This is a genomic window from Nocardia sp. NPDC051832 (assembly GCF_040681285.1).
GTDB lineage: Bacteria > Actinomycetota > Actinomycetes > Mycobacteriales > Mycobacteriaceae > Nocardia.
On the sequence record NZ_JBFAYL010000004.1, the window covers coordinates 316872 to 338325 of the forward strand.

The 21454-nt window shown below is 68.3% G+C and carries 18 protein-coding genes; 12 read left to right on the forward strand and 6 right to left on the reverse strand.

Annotation, left to right across the window (positions count from 1 at the left end; genetic code table 11):
• Nucleotides 1-54: 54 nt before the first annotated feature.
• The 3 genes from AB0M14_RS27125 to AB0M14_RS27135 all read left to right on the forward strand — a co-directional run bounded on the left by AB0M14_RS27125 (nucleotide 55) and on the right by AB0M14_RS27135 (nucleotide 3411).
• Nucleotides 55-894, forward strand: coding sequence for an SAM-dependent methyltransferase (locus AB0M14_RS27125; RefSeq protein WP_364999626.1), 840 nt, complete (start codon nucleotides 55-57; stop codon nucleotides 892-894).
• A gap of 98 nt (nucleotides 895-992) precedes the next feature.
• On the forward strand, nucleotides 993-2411 hold the full coding sequence (locus tag AB0M14_RS27130) for an MDR family MFS transporter (protein ID WP_364999628.1): 1419 nt from the start codon (nucleotides 993-995) through the stop codon (nucleotides 2409-2411).
• Nucleotides 2412-2490: 79 nt separating this feature from the next.
• Nucleotides 2491-3411, forward strand: coding sequence for a hypothetical protein (locus AB0M14_RS27135; protein WP_364999629.1), 921 nt, complete (start codon nucleotides 2491-2493; stop codon nucleotides 3409-3411).
• 11 nt (nucleotides 3412-3422) lie between these two features.
• Here the strand turns inward: AB0M14_RS27135 and AB0M14_RS27140 are convergent, their stop codons facing one another.
• Together AB0M14_RS27140 and AB0M14_RS27145 are read right to left on the reverse strand one after the other, a co-directional pair.
• Nucleotides 3423-4181, reverse strand: a complete 759-nt coding sequence (locus tag AB0M14_RS27140) for a methyltransferase domain-containing protein (RefSeq protein WP_364999630.1) — start codon at nucleotides 4179-4181, stop codon at nucleotides 3423-3425.
• Nucleotides 4182-4266: 85 nt separating this feature from the next.
• The gene (locus AB0M14_RS27145) at nucleotides 4267-5679 is read right to left on the reverse strand and encodes an amino acid permease (RefSeq protein ID WP_364999631.1); all 1413 of its coding nucleotides are present in this window, start codon (nucleotides 5677-5679) and stop codon (nucleotides 4267-4269) included.
• 218 nt (nucleotides 5680-5897) lie between these two features.
• Here AB0M14_RS27145 and AB0M14_RS27150 point away from each other — a divergent pair, with 218 nt between their 5' ends.
• Nucleotides 5898-6980, forward strand: a complete 1083-nt coding sequence (locus AB0M14_RS27150; protein ID WP_364999633.1) for a hypothetical protein — start codon at nucleotides 5898-5900, stop codon at nucleotides 6978-6980.
• Between the two features lie 9 nt (nucleotides 6981-6989).
• Here the strand turns inward: AB0M14_RS27150 and AB0M14_RS27155 are convergent, their stop codons facing one another.
• A complete protein-coding gene (locus AB0M14_RS27155) occupies nucleotides 6990-7646 on the reverse strand; it encodes a hypothetical protein (protein ID WP_364999635.1) in 657 nt (218 codons plus the stop codon).
• A 180-nt stretch (nucleotides 7647-7826) separates the two neighbouring features.
• On the reverse strand, nucleotides 7827-9428 hold the full coding sequence (locus AB0M14_RS27160; RefSeq protein ID WP_364999636.1) for an alpha-L-fucosidase: 1602 nt from the start codon (nucleotides 9426-9428) through the stop codon (nucleotides 7827-7829).
• Between the two features lie 108 nt (nucleotides 9429-9536).
• On the opposite strand from AB0M14_RS27160, the gene AB0M14_RS27165 reads away from it, so the two are divergent.
• From AB0M14_RS27165 to AB0M14_RS27200, 8 genes are all read left to right on the forward strand, one after another.
• Nucleotides 9537-10586 carry a Gfo/Idh/MocA family oxidoreductase gene (locus tag AB0M14_RS27165; protein ID WP_364999637.1) on the forward strand — a complete coding sequence of 350 codons (1050 nt, stop codon included), beginning with the start codon at nucleotides 9537-9539 and terminating at the stop codon, nucleotides 10584-10586.
• A gap of 35 nt (nucleotides 10587-10621) precedes the next feature.
• On the forward strand, nucleotides 10622-11422 hold the full coding sequence (locus AB0M14_RS27170; RefSeq protein WP_364999639.1) for a M50 family metallopeptidase: 801 nt from the start codon (nucleotides 10622-10624) through the stop codon (nucleotides 11420-11422).
• A gap of 90 nt (nucleotides 11423-11512) precedes the next feature.
• Entirely contained in the window at nucleotides 11513-12172 is a 660-nt protein-coding gene (locus AB0M14_RS27175; RefSeq protein ID WP_364999641.1) for a sigma-70 family RNA polymerase sigma factor, read from the forward strand.
• Nucleotides 12173-12217: 45 nt separating this feature from the next.
• Complete coding sequence (locus AB0M14_RS27180; protein ID WP_364999643.1) at nucleotides 12218-13135, forward strand: LLM class F420-dependent oxidoreductase; 918 nt, start codon at nucleotides 12218-12220, stop codon at nucleotides 13133-13135.
• Nucleotides 13136-13373: 238 nt separating this feature from the next.
• Nucleotides 13374-14132 carry a hypothetical protein gene (locus AB0M14_RS27185; protein WP_364999645.1) on the forward strand — a complete coding sequence of 253 codons (759 nt, stop codon included), beginning with the start codon at nucleotides 13374-13376 and terminating at the stop codon, nucleotides 14130-14132.
• An 18-nt stretch (nucleotides 14133-14150) separates the two neighbouring features.
• Nucleotides 14151-15785, forward strand: coding sequence for a protein kinase (locus AB0M14_RS27190; RefSeq protein WP_364999647.1), 1635 nt, complete (start codon nucleotides 14151-14153; stop codon nucleotides 15783-15785).
• Between the two features lie 169 nt (nucleotides 15786-15954).
• On the forward strand, nucleotides 15955-16851 hold the full coding sequence (locus tag AB0M14_RS27195) for a DUF5995 family protein (RefSeq protein ID WP_364999649.1): 897 nt from the start codon (nucleotides 15955-15957) through the stop codon (nucleotides 16849-16851).
• 268 nt (nucleotides 16852-17119) lie between these two features.
• Nucleotides 17120-18196 carry a PQQ-dependent sugar dehydrogenase gene (locus AB0M14_RS27200; protein WP_365000492.1) on the forward strand — a complete coding sequence of 359 codons (1077 nt, stop codon included), beginning with the start codon at nucleotides 17120-17122 and terminating at the stop codon, nucleotides 18194-18196.
• 194 nt (nucleotides 18197-18390) lie between these two features.
• On the opposite strand, the gene AB0M14_RS27205 is transcribed toward AB0M14_RS27200, so the two are convergent.
• Both AB0M14_RS27205 and hutU read right to left on the reverse strand, forming a co-directional pair.
• Nucleotides 18391-19692: a formimidoylglutamate deiminase gene (locus AB0M14_RS27205; protein ID WP_364999651.1), complete on the reverse strand. Its 1302-nt coding sequence runs from the start codon at nucleotides 19690-19692 to the stop codon at nucleotides 18391-18393.
• Nucleotides 19693-19789: 97 nt separating this feature from the next.
• Nucleotides 19790-21442: a urocanate hydratase gene (gene hutU / locus AB0M14_RS27210; RefSeq protein ID WP_364999653.1), complete on the reverse strand. Its 1653-nt coding sequence runs from the start codon at nucleotides 21440-21442 to the stop codon at nucleotides 19790-19792.
• Nucleotides 21443-21454: the final 12 nt, after the last annotated feature.

Consider the following 21454-nt stretch of genomic DNA (forward strand, 5'->3'; position numbering starts at 1 on the left):
CCGCTGGGGGTTCGCTGAACATATTCTGAGCGGACGCCCAAGGAAGGAATCTCGATGGCGCAGCCCCAGGTTCAGACCACCTCCGGATTGTCGGCCAGAATCGACACGACCGTCGCGCACGAAGCGCGGGTGTACGACTATTGGCTCGGTGGCAAAGACAACTACCCCGCCGATCGCGCCCTCGGCGACGCGATTGCCGGGCATATACCCGCCATCCAGACCATGGCCCAAGCCAATCGCGCTTTTCTCGGCCGGTCGGTGCGCTATCTGGTCCAAGAAGCCGGAATCACGCAATTCCTGGACATCGGCACCGGGATTCCGACCGCGGGCAATACCCACGAGGTGGCGCAGAAAGCCGATCCCACCGCGCGCGTGGTGTACGTCGACAACGACCCCATCGTGCTGGCGCACGCCCGCGCGCTGATGTCGAGCTCGCCCCAGGGCAAGACGGCGTTCATCCATGCCGATCTGCACGACCCGGACAGCATTCTGACCGATCCGGCACTCGTCGACACCCTCGACTTCGATCAGCCGATCGCGATCATGATGGTCGCCGTGCTGATGTACTTCGAGGACGAGGACAAGCCGCACGACATCGTGGCGAAACTGCTGGACCGGGTCCCCTCGGGCAGCTATCTGGTGATCACCCATCCCACCGCCGACTTCGACGAACGCGCGATGGCGCGGGTGGTGCATTCGGCCGAGGACGCGGGGATCACCTTCCACCCGCGCACCCGCGCAGAGACGGAGTCGCTGTTCGCGGGCACCGAACTGGTCGAACCCGGTGTCGTTCCAGTCGTCACTTGGCGGCCCGACCTCGCGACCCGGGCGACCAATGTCGTCGCCGACCCGGAATCGGCCTGGTACTGGGCAGGCGTGGGTCGCAAGCCGTGACTTTGTTGCCGCAACGGAAACCTTCCATGCGGGAATAGCTGAGGGGACGATACGTTCGTTGGGAAGAAGTTAGTCCAACGAACGAAGGGGGACGCCCGGTGGCGACCGAGACAGTGCAGCCGGGCGTCGGCCTCAGATCCGAGCGCGGAGCGGTGCTGGGCGCCTTGATGCTCTCGACCGGACTGGTCGCGCTGGACTCCACCATCATCGCCACCGCGATCCTGACCATCACCCAGAACCTCGGCGGATTCGCCCAGTTCCCGTGGCTGTTCTCGATCTATCTGCTGGCCCAGGCCGTGACCGTGCCGATCTACGGCAAGCTCGCCGACACCTTCGGCCGCAAGCCGGTGCTGTTGTTCGGCATCGCGGTGTTCGCCCTCGGTTCGCTGCTGTGCGGCTTGGCCACCAGCATGGTGGGACTGATCATCTTCCGTGCGATCCAGGGGCTGGGCGCGGGCGCGGTCCAGCCGATGACGCTGACCATCGCCGGCGACCTCTACACGCTGGCCGAGCGCGGAAAGGTGCAGGGCTACATCGCGGCGGTGTGGGCGACCTCGTCGGTGGCGGGCCCGCTGCTGGGCGGCCTGTTCTCGGAGTATCTGAGCTGGCGGTGGATCTTCCTGGTGAACCTGCCGCTGTCCGCGGTGGCCGCGTGGATGTTGTTGCGGCACTTCAAGGAAACGGCTCCGAAGCACCGGCACAGCAGCATCGACTATCTCGGTGCGGCGCTGCTCACCCTCGGCGCGGGCGCGATCATCCTGGGCCTGCTCGAGGGCGGGCACTCCTGGGCGTGGACCTCGCCGGCCGGCCTCGGCATCTTCGGCGGCGGCGCGCTGGTCCTCGCCGTGTTCGCGCTGGTGGAGCGCCGGGCCGCGAATCCGATTCTGCCCCTGTGGGTTCTGACCCGCCGGGTCCTGGTGGCGAGCAGCGTGATCTCCCTGTTCGTCGGCGCCGTCATTCTCGGATTGACCTCCTATGTGCCGACTTTCGCGCAAGGCGTGCTCGGCAGCAGCGCGCTGATCGCGGGTCTCGGGGTGGGTGCGCTCACCCTGGGCTGGCCGATCACCGGCTCGCAGGCGGGACGGGTGTACATGCGCATCGGCTTCCGCAACAGCGCGCTGATCGGCAGCGCCGTCGCGTCGGTCGGCGCGGCCACGCTGCTGCTGGCCGGTCAGGAGTCGACGGTGTGGCAGCTGGCCGCGTCCTGTTTCGTGATCGGCCTTGGTCTCGGCCTGGTCTCCACCCCGTCGATCATCGCGGCGCAATCGAGCGCGGAGTGGTCCGAACGCGGCGTGGTCACCTCGGCGAACATGTTCGCGCGGTCCATCGGCAGCGCGGTAGGCGTCGCGGTCTTCGGCGCGATGGTGAACTCCCGCGTGCACGGCGCCGACCACCCCGCACCGGCCACCCTCTCCGCAGCAGTCCACCTGGTCTTCATCGCCGTCGCCGCAGCCACCGTCATCCTGATCGTGGCTTCCACGATGCTGCCCGGCAAACCCACGCTCGACTCGCACTAGGTGGCCAAAGATCGACGCGAAGCGGTTGCGGACCGTATTCTGTTGCCGCACCGCATGTCTCGATTTGGGAGGTACAGGCATGCCACCACCTCGGCCACCGCAGCCGGCTCGCCGGCCGAATTCTCGTCGGCCGCCCTATCGCCCGCCAGGTTCGCAACGGCCGGCGCCGGCGCCCGAACCCAACCAGCCCTGGTACCGCAAGATCTGGGTTCTGGTCGGCGTACCGGTGCTCGTCGCCGTGCTCGGCGGCGTCGTCGTCGCCAAATCCACGGATCTGTTCAATCGGGGGCTGGATCGGGTCGGAGCCGATATCCAGGTGCTGGACGTCAGCCCGGCCGAGGACACCGGTAGCGATTGGATCGTTCCCGCGGACGTCGACCCGCTGCCGTTCAACTACATTCCGCACAGCGATCGGCTCACATGGCTCCGCGAGCGCGGCGGAATTCCCGTTCGCTCCATGCGCTGGACGGTGACCGTCAAAGCGGAAAGGACGAGTGCCGTTCAGATCGTGAACATCGTCCCGGTTCTGGTGGAGCCGTGTACCTCACCGCGCGTGGCCGGGTACGGATTCATGGAGGAGCACTCGGAGGGCGCCGGCGACGATATCGTGCTGACCGCGGACGTTTCCGCGCTGCGGCCGCGCTTCGACCGGACCGGCGCCGATGAGAAGGGCGAACGGATCGATGTCGACGACTTCTTCTCCGGACATCACGTTGCCCTGCCGAAGGACGAGAAGAACACGATCGTCCTCGAGACCAAAGTAGCGGCGGGTCACTGCCGTTGGACCTATCGGATCGAATACATCGCCGACTCGGGGCGTGAATCGATCTCGTTGACCGCCCCGGGCGGCAAGCCGTTCGAAGCTACCGCGCTCGGCGATTTCAAGGACTATGCCTGGATCATGCCGGGCTATTCGCTGCGCTGCGCCAGCGAATCGGATCAAATACCGCCGCGTCCCAAGCTCACCGCGGCGCAGTACGGCACGAACTGCTGGGGTTGACGCGGCGGTAGTCAGATGGGTTTGCGGGCCTCGATCAGGAATCGGGTGGTGGTCGCGAGGAACGGGCCGTCGGCTTCGATTTGTTCGTGCAGCTCGCGGAGCTGTCCCCGGTATTGCTCGACGGTGAATCCGGGGACCATCCAGATCACCTTGCGCAGGAAGTAGATCACCGCGCCGATGTCGTTGAACTCGGTGCGCAACTGCTCCAACCGCAGATCGACGACCTCGAGGCCGGCTGCCTGGGCTTCCTTGCGAGCCTCCTCGGGATCGCGTCCCTTGCGGGCTTCCGGCTGCGGGCCCAGGAAGTATTCGACGAGTTCGAAGACGCTGGCCGGTCCGACATGCTGGGACAGATAGCTGCCGCCGGGGCGGAGGACGCGGGCGATCTCCGCCCACCACGCGCGCACCGGATGCCTGCTGGTGATCAGATCGAAGGCGTTGTCCGCGAACGGAAGTGGCGGTTCGTCGGAATCCGCGACGACCACGGCACCCAGCGGATGCAGCAGCTGCGTGGCTTTCGCGATGTTCGGCGGCCATGATTCGGTGGCCACCATGGTGCGCGGCAACTTCGGTGCGCCCGCGAGGACCTCACCCCCACCGGTCTGGATGTCGAGCGCCGACTCGACCGTGCCCAGCCGCGCCGCCATCAGCCGCTGATACCCCCAGGATGGTCGCTGCTCGATTGCTCGGCCGTCCAGCCAGGAGAAATCCCAGCCATCGACCGACACCGACTCGGCCTCGGCCACCAGATCTTCGAAGGTTCGCGACATATCAGCGATCCTCTCACCGGCGTCCAGTGAATTTCCGCATGGAAACACCGGGGGCCGTCCGGCAGCGTCCGGACGGCCATCGGGACTACGCGGTTCGCTTACCGAGCTTGGTCAAAGCGAGATAGCCCGCGCCGACCAGCACACCCCACACCGCCCCGACCACGAGCGCGGTGCGCCCGCTCTCGGTCAGGAACAGCAACACCACCACCAGCCCGAGAAAACCGAGCGCGAGCCAGTTCGTCACGGGGGCGCCGGGCAGCCGGTAGTCGCTGGCCGGCAGCAGCCCCTGCTTGACCCGGCCGCGGTAGATCAGGTGGCAGACCAGGATCATGCCCCACACGAAGATGATGCCGATGGTGCTCACCGAGGTGATGTAGGCGAAGGCTTTGTCCGGCGAGAGCACGTTCACCACCACGCCGATCACCATCACCGCCGCCGACAGGCTGATCCCGACGTACGGCACCGCGCGCGAGCTGAGCTTGTTCAGCGCCGCCGGCGCCTCACCGTGCAGCGACAGCGTGCGCAGCATGCGGCCGGTCGAGTAGATGCCGGAATTGCAGGACGACAGCGCCGCGGTGAGCAGCACGAAGTTGATCAGGCCCGCCGCGCCTGGAATGCCGATCTGCTGGAAGACCTCGACGAACGGGCTCTTGCCCTCGTGGAAGTTGCGCCAGCTCGACACCGACATGATCACCACGAGCGCGCCCACATAGAACAGCCCGATACGGAACGGCAGCGTATTGATCGCCTTGCGCAGGGTTTTGCGCGGCTCCCGCGCCTCGCCCGCGGTGACGCCGACGAGTTCGACGCCGACATAGGCGAACAGCACGATCTGCAGCACCAGCAGCGACTGACCGAACCCGTTCGGGAAGACGCCGCCGTCGGCCCACAGGTTGGTCACCGTCGGGTTGGCGGCATGACCGAAGCCGATGGTGAGCACGCCGATACCGAGCAGGATCATGCCGATGATCGCGGTCACCTTGATGGTCGAGAACCAGAATTCGCCCTCGCCGAACAGCCGCACCGAGATCAGGTTCGCCGCGAACATCACCGCGAGCACCACCAGGGCAGTGAGCCACTGCGGGATATCGAACCAGTACTGCACGTATTTGCCGGCGACGGTGATCTCGGCCATGCAGGTCGCCACCCACACCGCCCAGTAGGACCAGCCGGTCACGAAGCCGGCGAAACGGCCCAGGAACTCGTGCGCGTACTCGGCGAAACTGCCGGACACGGGCCGGTAGGTGAGCAGTTCGCCCAGCGCCCGCATGATCACGAAGATGGCCAGGCCCGCGACCAGGTAGGCCAGGATCAGCGCCGGGCCCGCCTTCTCGATCGCGCCGCCCGCACCGTAGAACAGACCGGTGCCGATGGCGCCGCCGATCGCGATCATCTGGATCGTGCGCGGGTTCAATCCCCGCGCATAGCCCTCCTCAGCCGATCCGGCTGATTCGGTAGGCTCCGCGTCCGCTTGTAGCTGACGGTCAGAGGCTGTCATTGGATGAGTCCTTCCCTCACTCGATCGGCGCAGCCGACCAAGTGCACGCTACCGGCAGGCAAACCACTGAACCGCATTCGACCGGGCGAGTCCAGCATTGTCGCTGGTCAGTAGCTGATTCCCGGGGTCCCGATGCCCTGGCGGCCCCGTTGCCGGAAGACGCACCTCGGTCGCTCGAATTGCGGCGGCCGACAATCGCTTTCGGTACGGTCGGGGGAATGGGGATACGTCCACGCGCCACGCTCACCGATGACGCGGTTACGGCCCTGGTCTCGCTCTGGCTGATCGGCGGATTGATGCTCGACGCCTGGGCACATTCCAACCGCCCGGGCCTGGAATCCTTCTTCACGCCCTGGCACGCGGTGTTCTACAGCGGTTTCCTCGCCACCGCGGGCTGGGTGGCGTGGGTGCTCTGGAAGCAGTGGCGCACCGGACGGCGCGGCCTCGCGGCGATTCCCCTCGGTTACGGCCCGACGGTGCTGGCGCTGGCGGCCTTCGCGCTCAGCGGTGTCGCGGACATGTTCTGGCACACCATCTTCGGCATCGAGGAGTCCATCGACATCCTGTTCAGCCCGAGCCATCTCGGGCTGGCGATCACGATGTGCGTCATCGTCACGACGCCGGTCCGTTCCGCATGGCGCGACCCGAGTCCCGGCACGCTGCGCCGTTTGTGGCCCGCGCTGCTCGGGACCGGGCTGGCGATCGCGGAGGTCATGGTGTTCCTGGAATACGGCAATGCGCTGCTCATGCGCGCGACCTGGATCGTCACCGGCCTGTCCAGCACCGAGAACAACTCCGCCTCGATGCTCGCGGTCCGCATGCTGGTCACCAACGCCGCGTTGCTGCTGCCGCTGTTGTTCGTCGCCAGACGCTGGGGTTTGCCGCCCGGCGCGGCGACGATCTGCACCGTCCCGCTGCTTGTGTTGAGCGGGGCGGAAACCGGCGCCCGCAATATGAGCACGCTGCTGTCGATCCTGGTCGCCGCGATCGGCACCGACCTGCTCGCCCAGGCCTTGCGCCCCACCGCCGAACGCCGCTGGGCGTTCTGGACTTTCGCGACCGTGGCGCCGTTCTTCACCTGGTCGCTGTACCTCGGCGTGGCCTCCGCGGCGGTCGGCAACCTGCCCACGATTCCCGAGTTGTGGACGGGCGCGCCGATTGTCGCGGCGGCCGTCGGCTTACTGCTGGGTGCGCTGATGCTGCCTGGCGGAATCGGCACCGAAGGTGCGGATCCCGGCCGAAAGGATGCCGGGGTGAGCACCCCCGACTCGGGGCCCGGGGTCGCGTCGACTACCGGCTGATAGTGCCGCTCACGTGGCCGGATCAGGCTGCGGTGCAAGGGGTTCCGGCCGCAATACGGGTTCGGTGACGTGCGGTTCCTGAAAGCCGGGCAGGTGGCGGTTCACCAGCGGGATCATCAGCTGGATCAGCGGGCCGATGCCGAAGGCGTAGACCACGGTGCCGATGCCGACGCTGCCGCCGAGCACGAAGCCGATCACCAGTACCGTCACCTCGATGGTGGTGCGGATGAGGCGCACCGACCAGCCGGTGCGGCGGACCAGGCCAGTCATCAGGCCATCACGCGGGCCCGGCCCCATGCCCGCGCCGATGTAGAGCACCGTCGCGGCGGCGTTGAGCACCACCGCCAGCAGCATCGCCGCGATCCGGGCGGGCATCGATTCCCAGTCCGGTAGCAGCCACAGTCCGGCGTCGACCGAGATGCCGATCACGATGACGTTGCTGATGGTGCCCAGACCGGGCTTCTGCCGCAACGGGATCCACAACAGCAGGACGACCACGCCGGTTACCGCCGTCACCAGGCCGAAGCTGATCGGGACGTGTTCGGCCACGCCCTGATGGAACACATCCCACGGGTCGAGCCCGAGGCCGGCGCGGATCATGACCGCCATCGAGAACCCGTACAACCACAGCCCGCTGTACAGCGCGACCAACCGACGAACCAGCATGCGATCCAGAATGCAGACTACTGGCCCGCAAATACAGAGCCAGTGATGGAGTACTGGACTGATCGTGAAACAGCCTCGAGTACTAAACCTGCCCGCCACCCGGCTGGGTGACGCTGACCGATCCCGAGGGCAATGAGTTCTGTATCGAGCGGAGCGTCTCCGAACGCGGTCGCTGAATGCTCACCGGCCGCTGATCTTCACGACCGGCGCGAAATCCCCGGAGAAGGGTGCGGTGAGCACGGTATCGCCGCCTTCTTGCCGCACCGTCACGGCGCCTTCCGTACCGAGTAGTCGCGCCTGCCCTTGCAGTGCAATGCCTTTCACCCTGACCGGGCCGTCGGGGCGGCCCAGCACGATGACGTAGACGTCGGTCCCCCTGCGGGTGAACACAACTCGGGTGCCGTCGGCGGTGGTAGCGGTGGAGGTGGTCCACGGCCGGGTGCCGTCCACCGCTTCCCGGTTGATCGCCAGCCAGGCGCCGATCGCGTCCAGCCGGGACTGCTGCTCGGGCACAATCGAGCCCGCTCCCCCGCTGGGACCCGAATTCAACAGCAGCGCACCATTGTTCGCACTCGCCTCGGCCAGGCTGGTCAGCAGCTCCTCGGGGCGCGCGTAATCGCCGTCGGTTTCCTGCCGGTTGTACCCGAACGACCCGCCGATGCCACGGTCCTGCTGCCAGAACTTGTCCTGCACGGTGCCGAATCCGGTGTACTCCGGCGTACGGAAGTCGCTGTGCGGCACGTCCGGCGGGGTAGTGATCCGGTCCGCGCCGCCGGGCTGGGACAGCGCCCACTTCATCACCTTGTCGAATCCCCAGCGCAGCGGCTGCCGGCCCAGCAGCGCTTTCCAGAAGGACGCGGTCTGCCAGCGATCGTTGACCACGCCTTCGGGGACCGTGTTGTAGTAGTCGGCGAACAGGGCGTTGAGGCGTTGCTGACCGGTCGGCCAGCCGATGTCGTTCCACAGGATGTCGGGCCGGTAGCGGTCGATCAGCTCGCGGACCTGAGCCTCGGCGTAATCGGCGTAATCGGCTCCGTAGGGCAGATAGATGTAGTCGCCCAACGTCCGCACGACCTGCGGCTGAAAGGTCCAGTCGACGCCGCCGGAGTAGTAGAGACCGAATTTCATGCCGCGGGCGCGCACGGCGGCGGCCAGTTCGCCGACCAGGTCCCGCTCGGAGTGAAAGTCCGGGGCATGCGGATTGCGCACGGCCGACGGCCAAAGGGTGTACCCATCAGCGTATTTCGCGGTGAGCACGATGTAGGAGGCGCCCGCCGACCGGAACTTCTCGGCCCACGCCTCGGGGTCCCAGCCGGTCAGTTCCTGTTCGAACTTCCGGGCGATGTCCGCATAGGTGGCAGCGCCATAAGTGGCGCGATGATAGGCGGCGGCCGGGGAATCCGGGTCCTTGATCTGGTTGGCGTAGTCCTCGGCGTACGGGCTGCGGGTGAGGGCGTGGTCGTAATCCTGGACCACGGTCTCGGTGAAGGTGCGCCCGGTCGGCGCGAACCCCGGCACCGAGTACGGCCCCCAATGCAGCATGATCCCGAACTTGGCGTCCTGGAACCAACCGGGCAGCGGATGCTTACGCAGCGATTCCAGGGAGCTGTCGTAGGGGCCCGCAGTCGTCATGGCTGCCTTCGCGTCATCGGTGCGGCCCCACTGCCACGCCCCGATTCCGAGCGCGGCGGCGATCGCCACGCCGAGCGCCAGCACGACGATCCCGGCGCGCAGGGCGATCCGGCCGATCCGCCGGGGCCAAGACCTGGACTTCGGGTTCATGCCTCCACGCTATGGGCGTGGGCACGCGCTCGTCGTCATACCGAGGGCCCATCGCGGGTCGTCCTCGGGTAGCACCCGCCGGGTGACAGCCGCTGTATCTTCGGAGCAATGAGCAGCCTCCAGGTCGCCATCATCGGATACGGGCTCGCGGGATCGGTGTTTCACGCGCCGCTGATCGCCGCCGAACCGCGCATGCGGGTGGCCGCGGTGGTCACCGGGTCGGCGGACCGCGCCGCGCAGGCCGAGCGAGAGCACCCCGGGGTCCGGGTCGTCCCCGACGCCGACGCGCTGTTCGCCGATCTCTCCGGCATCGATCTGGTGGTGATCGCGACACCGAACCGGACGCACGCGCCGTTGGCCCAGCGCGCGCTGGGCGCGGGAGTGCCTGTGGTGGTGGACAAACCGTTCGCGGTCACCGCGGCCGACGCCGAAGCCCTTGTCGCACAGGCGGACAAAACCGGGGTCCTGCTGTCGGTCTTCCAGAACCGGCGCTGGGACGGCGATTTCCGGACGGTGCGCGAACTGATCGACACCGGCAAGCTCGGCGACGTCCGCCGGTTCGAGTCCCGCTTCGAACGCTGGCGGCCGGTCCCCAAGGGCGGCTGGCGCGAGGTCGGCGACGCCGCCGACGGCGCGGGCATCCTCCTGGACCTGGGCCCCCATTTGCTCGACCAGGCGCTCACCTTGTTCGGCCCGGTCCGCGAGGTGTACTGCGAACTGGATCGCCGCCGCGCGGGCATCCAGACCGACGACGACGCGTTCCTCGCTCTCACCCACGAGTCCGGGGTCCGCTCGCACCTCTGGATGAGCGCGGTGACGCCGCAGCTCGGCCCGCGCTTCCGGGTGCTGGGTTCGGAATCCGGTTACGTCGTCTACGGCTTGGACCCGCAGGAGGCGGCCCTGCGCGCGGGCCGACGTCCCGGGGAAGGTCCTTGGGGCACAGTCGAACCCGCGGACTGGGGCGTCCTCGGCGCCGACCCCGATGTCGAGCCCTATCCCACTCTCGCGGGCGACTACCCCGCCTTCTACACCGCGATGGCGGACGCCCTGCGCAACGGTGCTCCAGTTCCCGTCGATCCGCGCGACGCCGTCACCGCGTTGCGCGTACTCGAAGCCGCCCGCGGCTCCGCGGCGACGGGAGCAGCCCGGCCGCTCTAGTGGACGGTGTTCGGGCGCGCCGATAAGGTGCGGCGGTGGACAGTGCGGAATTCATCGACCGGGGCGCGTCGATCGCCGATCGGCTCCAGACGACGCAGTTGCCGCCCTCGTGGCAGCTGGTGGTGATCACCGGGCTGATCGCGCTGGTACTGGTCGGCTACTCCCCGGTGTGGCGGCGGACCCGCAACGTGGTGACCATCGCGCACGAGGGCGGCCACGCGCTGTTCGCCCTGCTCACCGGCCGCCGGCTCAACAGCATCACCCTGCATTCGGACACCTCCGGCCTCACCGTCTCCAGCGGAAAGCCGTACGGCCTCGGCATGATTCTCACGGCCATGGCGGGCTACCCCGCTCCGCCGTTGCTGGGCCTGGGTTTCGCGGCGCTGCTCGGCGCCAACCGCATCACGCTGATGCTGTGGACCGCCATCGTCCTGCTGGCCGCGGTGCTGGTGAAGGTTCGCAACGTCTACGGCCTGATCACGGTATTCGGTTTGGGCGCGGTGATTTTCGCGGTCTCCTGGTTCGGCACCGATACCGTGCAGGCCGCCGTCGCGTATCTCGGCGCCTGGTTCCTGCTGCTGGCCGGGGCCCGTCCCGTCCTGGAGCTCCAGCGCGGCCGCCGGCAGCGCTGGCGCAATCCCGGCGGGGTCGACTCCGACGCCGATCAGCTCGCCCGGCTCACGCATCTGCCGGGCCTGCTCTGGGTGCTGTTCTTCGCGGCGATCGCCGTCGGCTGCTTGTTCGTCGGCACCGGTTTCCTGCTCTCCGACGCGACCGGCGTCTGTATTCCGGTGGTCTCCGGCGACTGCCCGGCCCCCTCCTGGCTCAACAGCTGAACCCTGTTCGCCCGCGCTCGAATTCGTGGCGCGGGCGGGTCCGGTCTGCGTAAATTGCTAGACAGGATCGTGTGTACAGGGGGTAGCTCCATGCAACCGGACAACGGAACAGCTCTGCCCGAAGCCGCTATCGCGGCGCTGCTCACCGAGGTCCTGCGCGAATGCGCGGTGGAACCGCTGCTACTCCTGGACGCCGCGCGGTCCGGTAGCGCGCTGGTGCGGATCGCCCGCAACGGCGCCGCCGAGCCCCACCCCTTCGACGAGATCCTCACCGACGCCTACGAATCCACTCGCGGGCGCATGATCGGCTGGGCCACCGGCGAGCTCACCGATCACGCTGCCGCCGAAGCCGTCGTGCGGACCGCGTTCATGCGCGTCTACGCCCGCCGCCCGGATATCGCCGGGGCCGGGGAGATGCGCGCCTATCTGTGGCGCACCACCGAGGAGCTGGTCCGCTCGGCCCCGGACCGCGCGGGCGCCGACCGCCGCGCTCCAGCCGGTGAGGAACGCGTCGCGTTGCTGGCCGAACAAGCGGGCCTGTCGTTCGAGGACACGATTACTGTGCGGCACATACTGATCGCGGCACTGGGGACGCTGCCGCAGCGGGCACGCGAGGCCGTGGTGCTGCGCGGCTACGAAGGTGGTTCCTACGCGGAAGTCGCCCTGATCATGGGCACGGCGGCGGAGGCGGTGCAGTCCGCCGTCGAGGTTGCGCTCGCCGAGCTGCGTGCGCGCCTGCACATCGTGTGAGGACCGAGCGAACGCCCGGTAATTTCCTCGGGCACGATGGATGGCATGAAACTGCGCATCTTCACCGAGCCGCAGCAGGGTGCGGACTACGACACGCTGCTGACCGTCGCGAAAGCTACCGAGGACTTGGGGTTCGACGCGTTCTTCCGGTCGGACCACTATGTCGCCATGGGCGACGCCGATGGGCTGCCCGGGCCGACCGACGCCTGGATCACGCTGGCCGGGCTGGCGCGGGAAACCCGGCGAATCCGGTTGGGCACGCTGGTCACCGCCGCGACCTTCCGGTTGCCCGGACCGCTGGCGATTCAGGTCGCGCAGGTCGACCAGATGTCCGGCGGCCGGGTCGAATTGGGGCTGGGCAGCGGATGGTTCGCCGGTGAGCACGCCGCCTACGGCATCCCGTTCCCGGCGGACAAATTCGCCCGGTTCGAGGAGCAGCTGGCGATCGTCACGGGGCTGTGGGCGACCAAACTCGGCGATACCTTCGACTTCGACGGCCAGCACTATCAGTTGCGGGATTCGCCCGCGCTGCCGAAACCGGTGCAGGATCCGGTGCCGGTCATCATCGGCGGGACCGGGCCCAAGCGCACGCCGCGACTGGCCGCGCAGTACGCGAGCGAGTTCAATGTGCCGTTCCACTCGATCGAGGACAGCGCCGCCAGCTTCGACCGGGTGCGCGCGGCGGCCGCGACCTACGGCCGGACCGATGAGCTCGTGTATTCCAACGCGTTGGTGGTGTGTGTCGGCGACAGCGATGCCGAGGTCGCGCGCCGGGCCGCCGCGATCGGCCGGGAGGTCGACGAGCTGAAGACCAACGGCCTGGCCGGTTCGCCCGCCGAGGTGGTCGACAAGATCGGACGCTACGCCGAGATCGGCAGTTCGCGGATCTACCTGCAGGTTCTGGATCTGAAGGACCTCGAGCACCTGGAATTGATCGCGGCGAAGGTGCAGTCGCAACTCTGAGCGCCGAACCCGCTCGCACGTCCGGTGATTCGGGCGGGTGAGCGGGTCGACCAGTCGGTTTTGCTAACGATCCGCCGCCGGCGGCCGATTCAGCAGGTGGTCCGCGCGCATCGAAGACGCTGTGCGCCAGTTCACAACACGGGCCCCCGCCGTGTCGCTCGGAGGCATAGTCCCCGGAGGATGTCCGACAGACAGCAATCCATTGGCAATCCGAGTGCTAACCCGTCCAGGAGTTCTCTTGAGACCGTTCCGTCGCACCATCCGCCCTGTTGGCTTCCGCAAGCGCGGCACCGTGGCCACGGCCATCGTCGCCTCCGGCCTCGCCCTGACCGTGTGCGCGGCAACCGCGGGCGCACGGCCCGTCGGGCCGTTCGACGTGGGCGGCGCGATCGAAGCGGAATTCGACCGGGCGGGCGGTACGGGGGCACTCGGGGAGCCCACCGCGCCGGAGGCGGACGCGGCCGGCGGCGGAAAATTCCAGACCTTCGCCAACAACGCCTCCATCTACTGGTCCGACCCCACCGGCGCGCACGTCGTCTCGGGTCCGATCCGCAATAAATGGAGTGCGCTGGGCTGGGAAAGCGGAGCACTGCGCTACCCGGTGACCAGCGAGGCCCAGACGCCGACCGGTTCCGGCCTGTTCGTCCAATTCCAGGGCGGCTCCATCTACTACTCCGTCGGCACCGACGCACACCAGATCGGCGGCTTCATCCGCGACAAGTGGGGGCAGCTGGGCTGGGAGAACAGCCCGCTCGGCTTCCCGCTCACCGACGAGGCCGCCGGCGCCAAGGGCGGGCGCTACAACCTTTTCCCAGGTGGGGCCATCTATTGGTCGGCCACCACCGGCGCGCACGCGGTCTGGGGCTCGATCCGCGACAATTGGGTCCGGGCCGGCGGCGACAGCGGCCGCTACGGGTACCCGACCAGCGATGAATATGACTACGAAGGCGGGAAAGCCCAGGACTTCCAGGGCGGCCGCATTACATGGCAGCCGTAGGTAGGTAGCCTGTCGCCTGTGCAACCGCTTGGCTTGAACGATCCGCGACGGATCGGGGACTACCGGATTCTCGGTGTCCTCGGGGCCGGCGGTATGGGCAAGGTCTACCTCGGGCGCAACGCCGGCGGGCGCACGGTCGCGGTCAAGGTCATCCGGCCCGATCTGGTCGGCGACGGCGAGTTCCGCGCGCGATTCGAACGTGAGGTGACCGCGGCGCAACGCGTCGGCGGCCGATTCACCGCGCCGGTGCTGGACGCCGACGTGAACGCGAACCCGCCGTGGCTGGCCACCGGCTATGTGGCCGGGCTGCCGCTGGACGACGCGATCCAGCGCTTCGGCACCTTCGCCGAGGACACGCTGCTGGTGCTCGCGCGCGGCCTGGCCGAAGCGCTGGTCGCCGTACACAGCGCAGGCGTGGTGCACCGCGACTTGAAACCGTCGAATGTGCTGCTGGCCGTGGACGGTCCGAAGGTGATCGACTTCGGTATCGCGCGCGCCGTGGAGGACACCGCGCTCACCACCACCGGAAAGGTCATCGGCTCACCGGGATTCATGTGCCCCGAGCAGGTGACCGGCGAAGCGGTGGTGCCGGCCAGTGACGTGTTCGCGCTCGGCGGGGTGCTGGTGTACGCCGCGAGCGGGCAGGGCCCGTTCGGGACCGGCGAGACCGTGCAGATGCTGTGGCGGGTGGTCTACGAGGAACCGCAGCTGGATGGCGTGCCGGAACGGCTGCGCCCGCTGGTCGCCGCGTGCCTGGCCAAAGACCCGGCGGCGCGGCCGACTCCGGAGCAGATTCTCGACGAGCTCAGCCGGCTCGGCGTGCCCGCGGGCGGCGGCTGGCTGCCCGGCCCGGTGCTGCACGAGGTGAGTACGCGCGCGGTGCAATTGCTGGATCTGGACTCCGGGCATTCCGATCCAGTGCCGGATTACACGCCGCAGCCCGGCGCGATCCAGTGGCCTGCCCAGCACACGCCGCCGCCGGGGCAGGCGTGGCCCGGGACCGCGCCGATGTCGGATCACTATGCGCCACAGGGATATACGGGACGGACCGATCCCACGCAGCTGGCGCAGGGTGGGGCGCCGAACCAGTGGCATGCCGAGCCGCCGAAGCCGAAGCGCCGGGGTGGATTGATCGCCGGACTGCTTGTCGTCGCGATCCTGGTCGCGGTCGGCGCGTTCGTGGTCGGTAATCAGTTGCGCGACGACAACTCCGGCGCGACCGGGACGTCCAGCTCGACGACTGACGCGCCGAGCACCACCGCCGAGAAGTCCACTACGCCGCCGTCCACGACGGCCGCCGCGGGTGCGTCCGTGCCGGAAGCCTTTGTCGGGCAATGGAAAGGGACCGCGCAGGACGGGCTGGTCGGCTTCGACATCGAGTTGACCATCAAGGACGGCAAGGTGGGTGAGGAAGTCGCCAACTCCGCCAACACCGGTCAGCTCCTGCGCCATCGCTGCACCCGGATCGAAACCCTCACCGACGCCACCGATACCCAACTGACCTTCCGCGCCCGGCTGGCCCCGGATGCCGCGAGCGGGTGCGCGGACGACGGCAACACCTCGACGGTCAAGCTGCTCCCCGACGGTTCGCTGGCCTACAGCACGCCGGGCGTGTTCGGCGGCACCATCGCTGGGACACTCCGCAAGAGCTGACAGCCCGTCGCGTTGCGCGATTCATGATCACCTCGGATACGCTGACGCTGCTTCACCCCTCGCTCCCGCGGTTTTCGCGACCGATGGGTGAGTGATTGCCAGCCGGACGATGATGTCCGTCCCTGATGTCTCGGCAGCGGCCGAGGAGCTGACGAACACGGAGAAGTTCATGACGATCGCTGGTGCGCGCTTCGCCGTGCTGATCCCGGTATTCGCCGCGATGCTGGCCACGGTGGGCCTCGCCGCGCCCACCGCGCGCGCCGTCGTCACCGACACGGTCTGCGGTACTCCGTTGCGCCAGGACGAGATCGCCTCGATCGAACGTCTCTCCGACACAACCGCTTTGACCGGCTCCTCGATGGAGCGACTGGAGCGGGCCGTCGACAACCACCGGCAGATCACCGAGATCCTGGTGGCGCACCGGGATCTGCGCGGCGTCCTCGCCCTCGGCCTCAACGGCGTCGAATACGCCGCCGTCATGCCGCTGCAACGCGACCCGGCCGCTTTCGCGAATCCCGACTGGGCGCACCGCATCAGCCTCGAACTGCTGTCCCGGTTCCTCGACAATCTGCACGCCGAATTCACCGGCGCGCCCGCCGCGCCGCACTGGGCCCACTACTTCGCGCTGGCCCGCCGATGCGAACTCTCCCCCGCCCGCGTCGCCATGGCCGGCTACAACGCCCACCTCACCGTCGACCTCAGCTATTCCGTTGCCGCCGTGGGCAGCGGCACCGAGAACGCCGCCGACTACTTCCGCATCGTCGACGCGATCGCTCAGCAAGGGCCGCTCATCGTCAACTCCACCAAAGCCGTATACAACGGCGACCTCGGCCCGCTCTGGCGCTTCTACTTCCTCGGCGAAGGCCTCGACGCCGTCCTCGGCGCGGGCGTCGCGACCGGCCCCCTCCTGCGCCTCGCCGACGCGGGCGCCAACGTCGTCCTCTTCACCAACGGCCTCGCCCTCCAAGACCCCGCCCTGGCCCCCGCCGTCCGCGCCGAGATCGATCTGCTCTGGCCCACCGCCGACGCCGCGTTCGCGGTGTTGAGCGCCAACGGCGGACTGTAAACGGCTGAACCACCGGTCGCGGGCTGCGGTCGGTCTCGGCGGGCCCGGCCGCGGCTGTGGCAGAGAATGGCGTGTTCGGTGTCGGCTGGTGCGATCGCAGCGCATGATCGAAGAGCCGTCCGAGCGTTCCTGGCTCGGGTGCGACGCTCATCAGTGGTGAACGGACTCGTTTCGATCGGTCGTGGCAGGTGATCATGGCGGCCGATCGGGTAAGGACCAAGACATGGGGATCGTGATTTTCCGGGGACGTCGGACGCGTTCGGCATCGATGCTCGTCGCGCTGCTGGTCGGTGCGGCACTGACCGCCTGCGGCGAGGAGTCCGCGCCGCGCGCAGGCACCGGTACCGCGGTCAGCAGCACCGCGCCGAGCACGCCGTCCGGAGTGCCGGATCTCGGGGCCGCCGAGGAGATCGCGCTCGGGATCGATGTGCCGTGGGGGTTGGCGTTCTTGCCGGAGGGTGCCGCGCTGGTGGCGGAACGGGATACCGGGCGGGTGCTGCGGGTGGTGGCGGGGCGGGCCCCGGAGCAGGTCTATCAGGTCTCCGGCGTGGTGGCGCGCGGCGAGGGCGGGCTGCTGGGCTTGGCGGTGGCGCGCGATTACGCCGAAACCCGTTGGGTGTACGCGTATTTCACCGGCGCGGATGACAATCGGATCGTGCGGTTCCGGCTGGATGGCCCGCAGGAGGTGGTGTTCTCCGGAATCGCGAAGGCGGGCAACCACAATGGCGGCCGGATCGAGTTCGGGCCGGATGGCATGTTGTACGTGGGGACGGGCGATGCGGGACAGACGAACCGCTCGCCGGATCCGGCCAGTCCCAACGGGAAAATTCTCCGGTTGACGCCGGATGGCCGTGCCGCGCCGGGGAATCCGACGGCCGGGTCGCCGGTGTACAGCCTCGGGCATCGCAACGTGCAGGGGCTGGCCTGGGACCGGAAAGGCCGCTTGTTCGCGGCCGAGTTCGGTCAGAACCGCCTCGACGAAGTGAACTTGATCGAACCAGGCCGCGACTACGGCTGGCCCGAGATAGAGGGCACCGGCGGGGCCGAAAAAGGCTATACCGATCCACTCCTGACCTGGCCGACCTCCGCCGCCTCGCCCTCCGGAATCGCGATCGCGGGCGACACCTTGTACGTCGCCGCCCTCCGCGGCGAACGCCTGTGGACCGCACGAATCACCGACACCGAACTCGTCGACCCCCAACCCCTCCTCCGCGACCGCTACGGCCGCCTCCGCACCGTCGCCGTCGCCCCCGACGGCGCCCTCTGGCTCACCACCTCCAACACCGACGGCCGCGGCGACGTCCGAACCGGCGACGACCGTATCCTCCGCTTCCCCGCGAAGTAGTCGGCCAACGCCCCCTACCCCCGTTCAGCGGACTGCACAGCGCAAGCTGACATTGCTCGTGGCAGCTGAGCGCCACGCTCTGACAAAGCGGGACTTGACCGAGGCATTTCGCGAGAAGGCCGCTCGCTGATGTCCCACTTGTCAGGTGACTGCGTGCTCCGGCTTGGGCCGTAGTCGAATGTTCGCTTCTCGGTTCAGTGCCAGAGGGCGGAGATTTCTTGCTGGAGGTGGGTTTCTGGGTGGTCGATCAAGAGGTGGTGGTGGTCGGAGACGATGGGGCGGCCCGCGATCAGGACTTCGCGGACATCGCTGGCGGTCGCGGCGAAGAGGGCGGCGGAGGGGGTGGTGCCCGCGGTGCGGATCGATTCGAGATCGATAGTTACCAGGTCGGCGGCGGCGCCGGGTTCGATGCGGCCGGCTTCGGGCCAGCCGATGGCGGCGTGCGCGGTGGCGGCGGTGAAGAGTTGGGTGATGTCGAAGCAGCCTCGGGTGCGGGTGGCGAGGCGTTCGTCGAGTTCGAGGGCGCGCCATTCTTCGAAGGCGTCGATGACGGCGTGACTGTCGGTGCCCAAACAGAGGCCGATTCCATTGTCGCTGAGCAGTTTTGCCGGTCCGATGCCGTCGCCCAGATCGCGTTCGGTGGTCGGGCAGAGGCAGACCTGGGTGGCGGTGCTCGCGAGCAGGTCGGCGTCCGCGGCGGTCACGTGGGTCGCGTGCACCGCCACCGACTGCGGTCCCAGGGCTCCGGTCGCGGCGAGCAATTCGGTGGGGGTGCAGCCGTGTGCGGCAGCGCAGTCCTCGTTCTCCGCGGGCTGCTCGGACAGGTGGACGTGGAGCGGTCGCCCGGCCGCCTGTTCGGCGACCACGCTCAGCGCTTCCGCGGGCACCGCCCGCACGGAATGGGCGGCGACACCGGTTCGAACCAGCTCGGAATCCGGCCGGAACTCCGCTGCTCGCTCCGCCCACGCCGCCGCGTTTCCGTCACTGAACCGTTGCTGACGCGCGCTCAGCTCACGACCGAAACCTCCTGCTAGATAACAGGTATCGAGCAGCATCAACCGGATCCCGGCATCGACGGCAGCGCTCGCCAGTGCCGCGCTCATCGCATTCGGGTCCGAGTACCGCCGCCCGTCGGGCCGATGATGCAGATAGTGGAACTCCCCAACGCCGGTGTACCCCGCCGCCACCATCTCCGCATACACCCCACGCGCCAGCCGGTAGTAGGAATCCGGATCCAGTTGCGCGGCAACCGCGTACATGCGCTCTCGCCACGTCCAGAAAGTGCCCCGCCCCTCATGCGTCCGCCCCCGCAACGCCCGATGAAACGCGTGCGAGTGCGCATTGGCGAACCCGGGAATCGTCAGACCCCGCAGCACCCTCCCCCGGGACACGGTATCCACCGACACCGATCGGATGCCACCACCCTCGATCTCGATCGTGACGCCACCGGCGAGACCGCCCGGCAGCCAGGCGAACTCCGCCCAGTAGCTGCTCATCACACCCCACCCACCACACGTGACGACTCGGCCAGCCACGGCCTCGAGGCCACGATCCCCGCTCCTCGCGCGTGCACCACCCGCACTGCCGTGTCCATCACTCCCCCTCCCGCATCGGAATGCGCACTCCACGCTCGGCGGCGACCGTGGCGGCGCGTTCGTACCCCGCGTCTACGTGGCGCATGACGCCGGTGCCGGGGTCATTGGTGAGGACGCGTGCGATCTTCTCGGCGGCGAGCGGGGTGCCGTCGGCTACGCAGACCTGGCCGGCGTGGATCGAGCGGCCCATGCCGACGCCGCCGCCGTGGTGCAGGGAGACCCAGGTGGCGCCGGAGGCGGTGTTGAGGAGGGCGTTGAGGAGCGGCCAGTCGGCGATGGCGTCGGAGCCGTCTGCCATGGACTCGGTTTCGCGATAGGGGGAGGCGACGCTGCCCGAGTCGAGGTGGTCGCGGCCGATGACGACGGGGGCGCTGAGTTCGCCGGCGGCGACCATGTCGTTGAAGCGAAGGCCCGCAAGGTGGCGTTCGCCGTAGCCGAGCCAGCAGATGCGGGCCGGGAGGCCCTGGTAGGCAACGCGTTCGGCGGCGAGGCGGAGCCAGCGTTGCAGGGATTCGTTGTCCGGGAACAGGTCGAGCAGGGCGCGGTCGGTGGCGGCGATGTCGCGGGGATCACCGGAGAGGGCGGCCCAGCGGAAGGGGCCCTTCCCTTCGCAGAACAACGGGCGGAGGTAGGCGGGGACGAATCCCGGATAGTCGAAGGCGCGTTCGCAACCGCCGAGTTTCGCTTCGCCGCGTAAGGAGTTGCCGTAGTCGAAGACTTCGGCGCCGCGGTCGAGGAAGCCGAGCATGCCTTCGACGTGCTCGGCCATGGATTCTCGCGCACGGTCGGTGAATTCGTCGGGCTTCTTGGACGCGTAGTCCGACCAGTCCCCGACCTCGACGCCGCGCGGGAGGTAGGACAGCGGGTCGTGCGCGGAGGTTTGGTCAGTGACGATGTCGGCTGCCAGCCCAGCGGCCAGCAACTGTGGGATCAGTTCGCACGCATTGCCGATCAGCCCGACCGACAACGCTTTTCGCGCGGACCGGGCGGCGGTGACGCGGCGGACCGCGTCGTCGAAGTCGCCGGCGATCTCGTCGAGGTAGCGGTCGGCCACCCGCCGCCGGGCGCGCGCCGGATCGCATTCGACGACCAGCGCCACGCCCCCGTTCATCGTGATCGCCAGCGGCTGCGCCCCGCCCATACCACCGAGCCCCGCGGTGAGGGTCAGAGTCCCGGACAGCGTTCCGCCGAAACGCTTGTCGGCGATCGCGGCGAAGGTCTCGTAGGTGCCTTGCAGGATCCCCTGGGTACCGATATAGATCCAGGAACCCGCCGTCATCTGCCCGTACATGGTCAACCCGAGCGCTTCGAGGCGGCGGAATTCCGGCCAGGTCGCCCAGTCCCCCACCAGATTCGAGTTCGCGATCAACACCCGCGGCGCCCACTCGTGTGTCCGGAATACCCCCACCGGTTTCCCGGACTGCACGAGCAGTGTCTCGTCGAGTTCGAGCGTGGTCAGGGTTCGGGTGATGGCGTCGAAGCTGGCCCAATCCCGCGCCGCTTTCCCGGTGCCGCCGTAGACGACCAGGTCCTGCGGCCGTTCGGCGACTTCCGGATCCAGGTTGTTGTGCAGCATCCGGATCGCCGCTTCGGTCTGCCAGTTCTTGGCCGTCAACGCCGTTCCGCGCGCCGCTTTCACCGTCCGAGTCATGAGTTCCTCCGT

Coding starts and splice junctions, on each gene's coding strand:
- AB0M14_RS27145 (WP_364999631.1), bottom strand. CDS start 5,679: ATGACAGCCTCTGACCGTCAGCTACAAGCGGACGCGGAGCCTACCGAA.
- AB0M14_RS27180 (WP_364999643.1), top strand. CDS start 12,218: ATGAAACTGCGCATCTTCACCGAGCCGCAGCAGGGTGCGGACTACGAC.
- AB0M14_RS27175 (WP_364999641.1), top strand. CDS start 11,513: ATGCAACCGGACAACGGAACAGCTCTGCCCGAAGCCGCTATCGCGGCG.
- AB0M14_RS27165 (WP_364999637.1), top strand. CDS start 9,537: ATGAGCAGCCTCCAGGTCGCCATCATCGGATACGGGCTCGCGGGATCG.
- AB0M14_RS27135 (WP_364999629.1), top strand. CDS start 2,491: ATGCCACCACCTCGGCCACCGCAGCCGGCTCGCCGGCCGAATTCTCGT.
- AB0M14_RS27205 (WP_364999651.1), bottom strand. CDS start 19,692: ATGAGCAGCTACTGGGCGGAGTTCGCCTGGCTGCCGGGCGGTCTCGCC.
- AB0M14_RS27195 (WP_364999649.1), top strand. CDS start 15,955: ATGACGATCGCTGGTGCGCGCTTCGCCGTGCTGATCCCGGTATTCGCC.
- AB0M14_RS27125 (WP_364999626.1), top strand. CDS start 55: ATGGCGCAGCCCCAGGTTCAGACCACCTCCGGATTGTCGGCCAGAATC.
- hutU (WP_364999653.1), bottom strand. CDS start 21,442: ATGACTCGGACGGTGAAAGCGGCGCGCGGAACGGCGTTGACGGCCAAG.
- AB0M14_RS27150 (WP_364999633.1), top strand. CDS start 5,898: ATGGGGATACGTCCACGCGCCACGCTCACCGATGACGCGGTTACGGCC.
- AB0M14_RS27200 (WP_365000492.1), top strand. CDS start 17,120: ATGCTCGTCGCGCTGCTGGTCGGTGCGGCACTGACCGCCTGCGGCGAG.
- AB0M14_RS27140 (WP_364999630.1), bottom strand. CDS start 4,181: ATGTCGCGAACCTTCGAAGATCTGGTGGCCGAGGCCGAGTCGGTGTCG.
- AB0M14_RS27160 (WP_364999636.1), bottom strand. CDS start 9,428: ATGAACCCGAAGTCCAGGTCTTGGCCCCGGCGGATCGGCCGGATCGCC.
- AB0M14_RS27155 (WP_364999635.1), bottom strand. CDS start 7,646: ATGCTGGTTCGTCGGTTGGTCGCGCTGTACAGCGGGCTGTGGTTGTAC.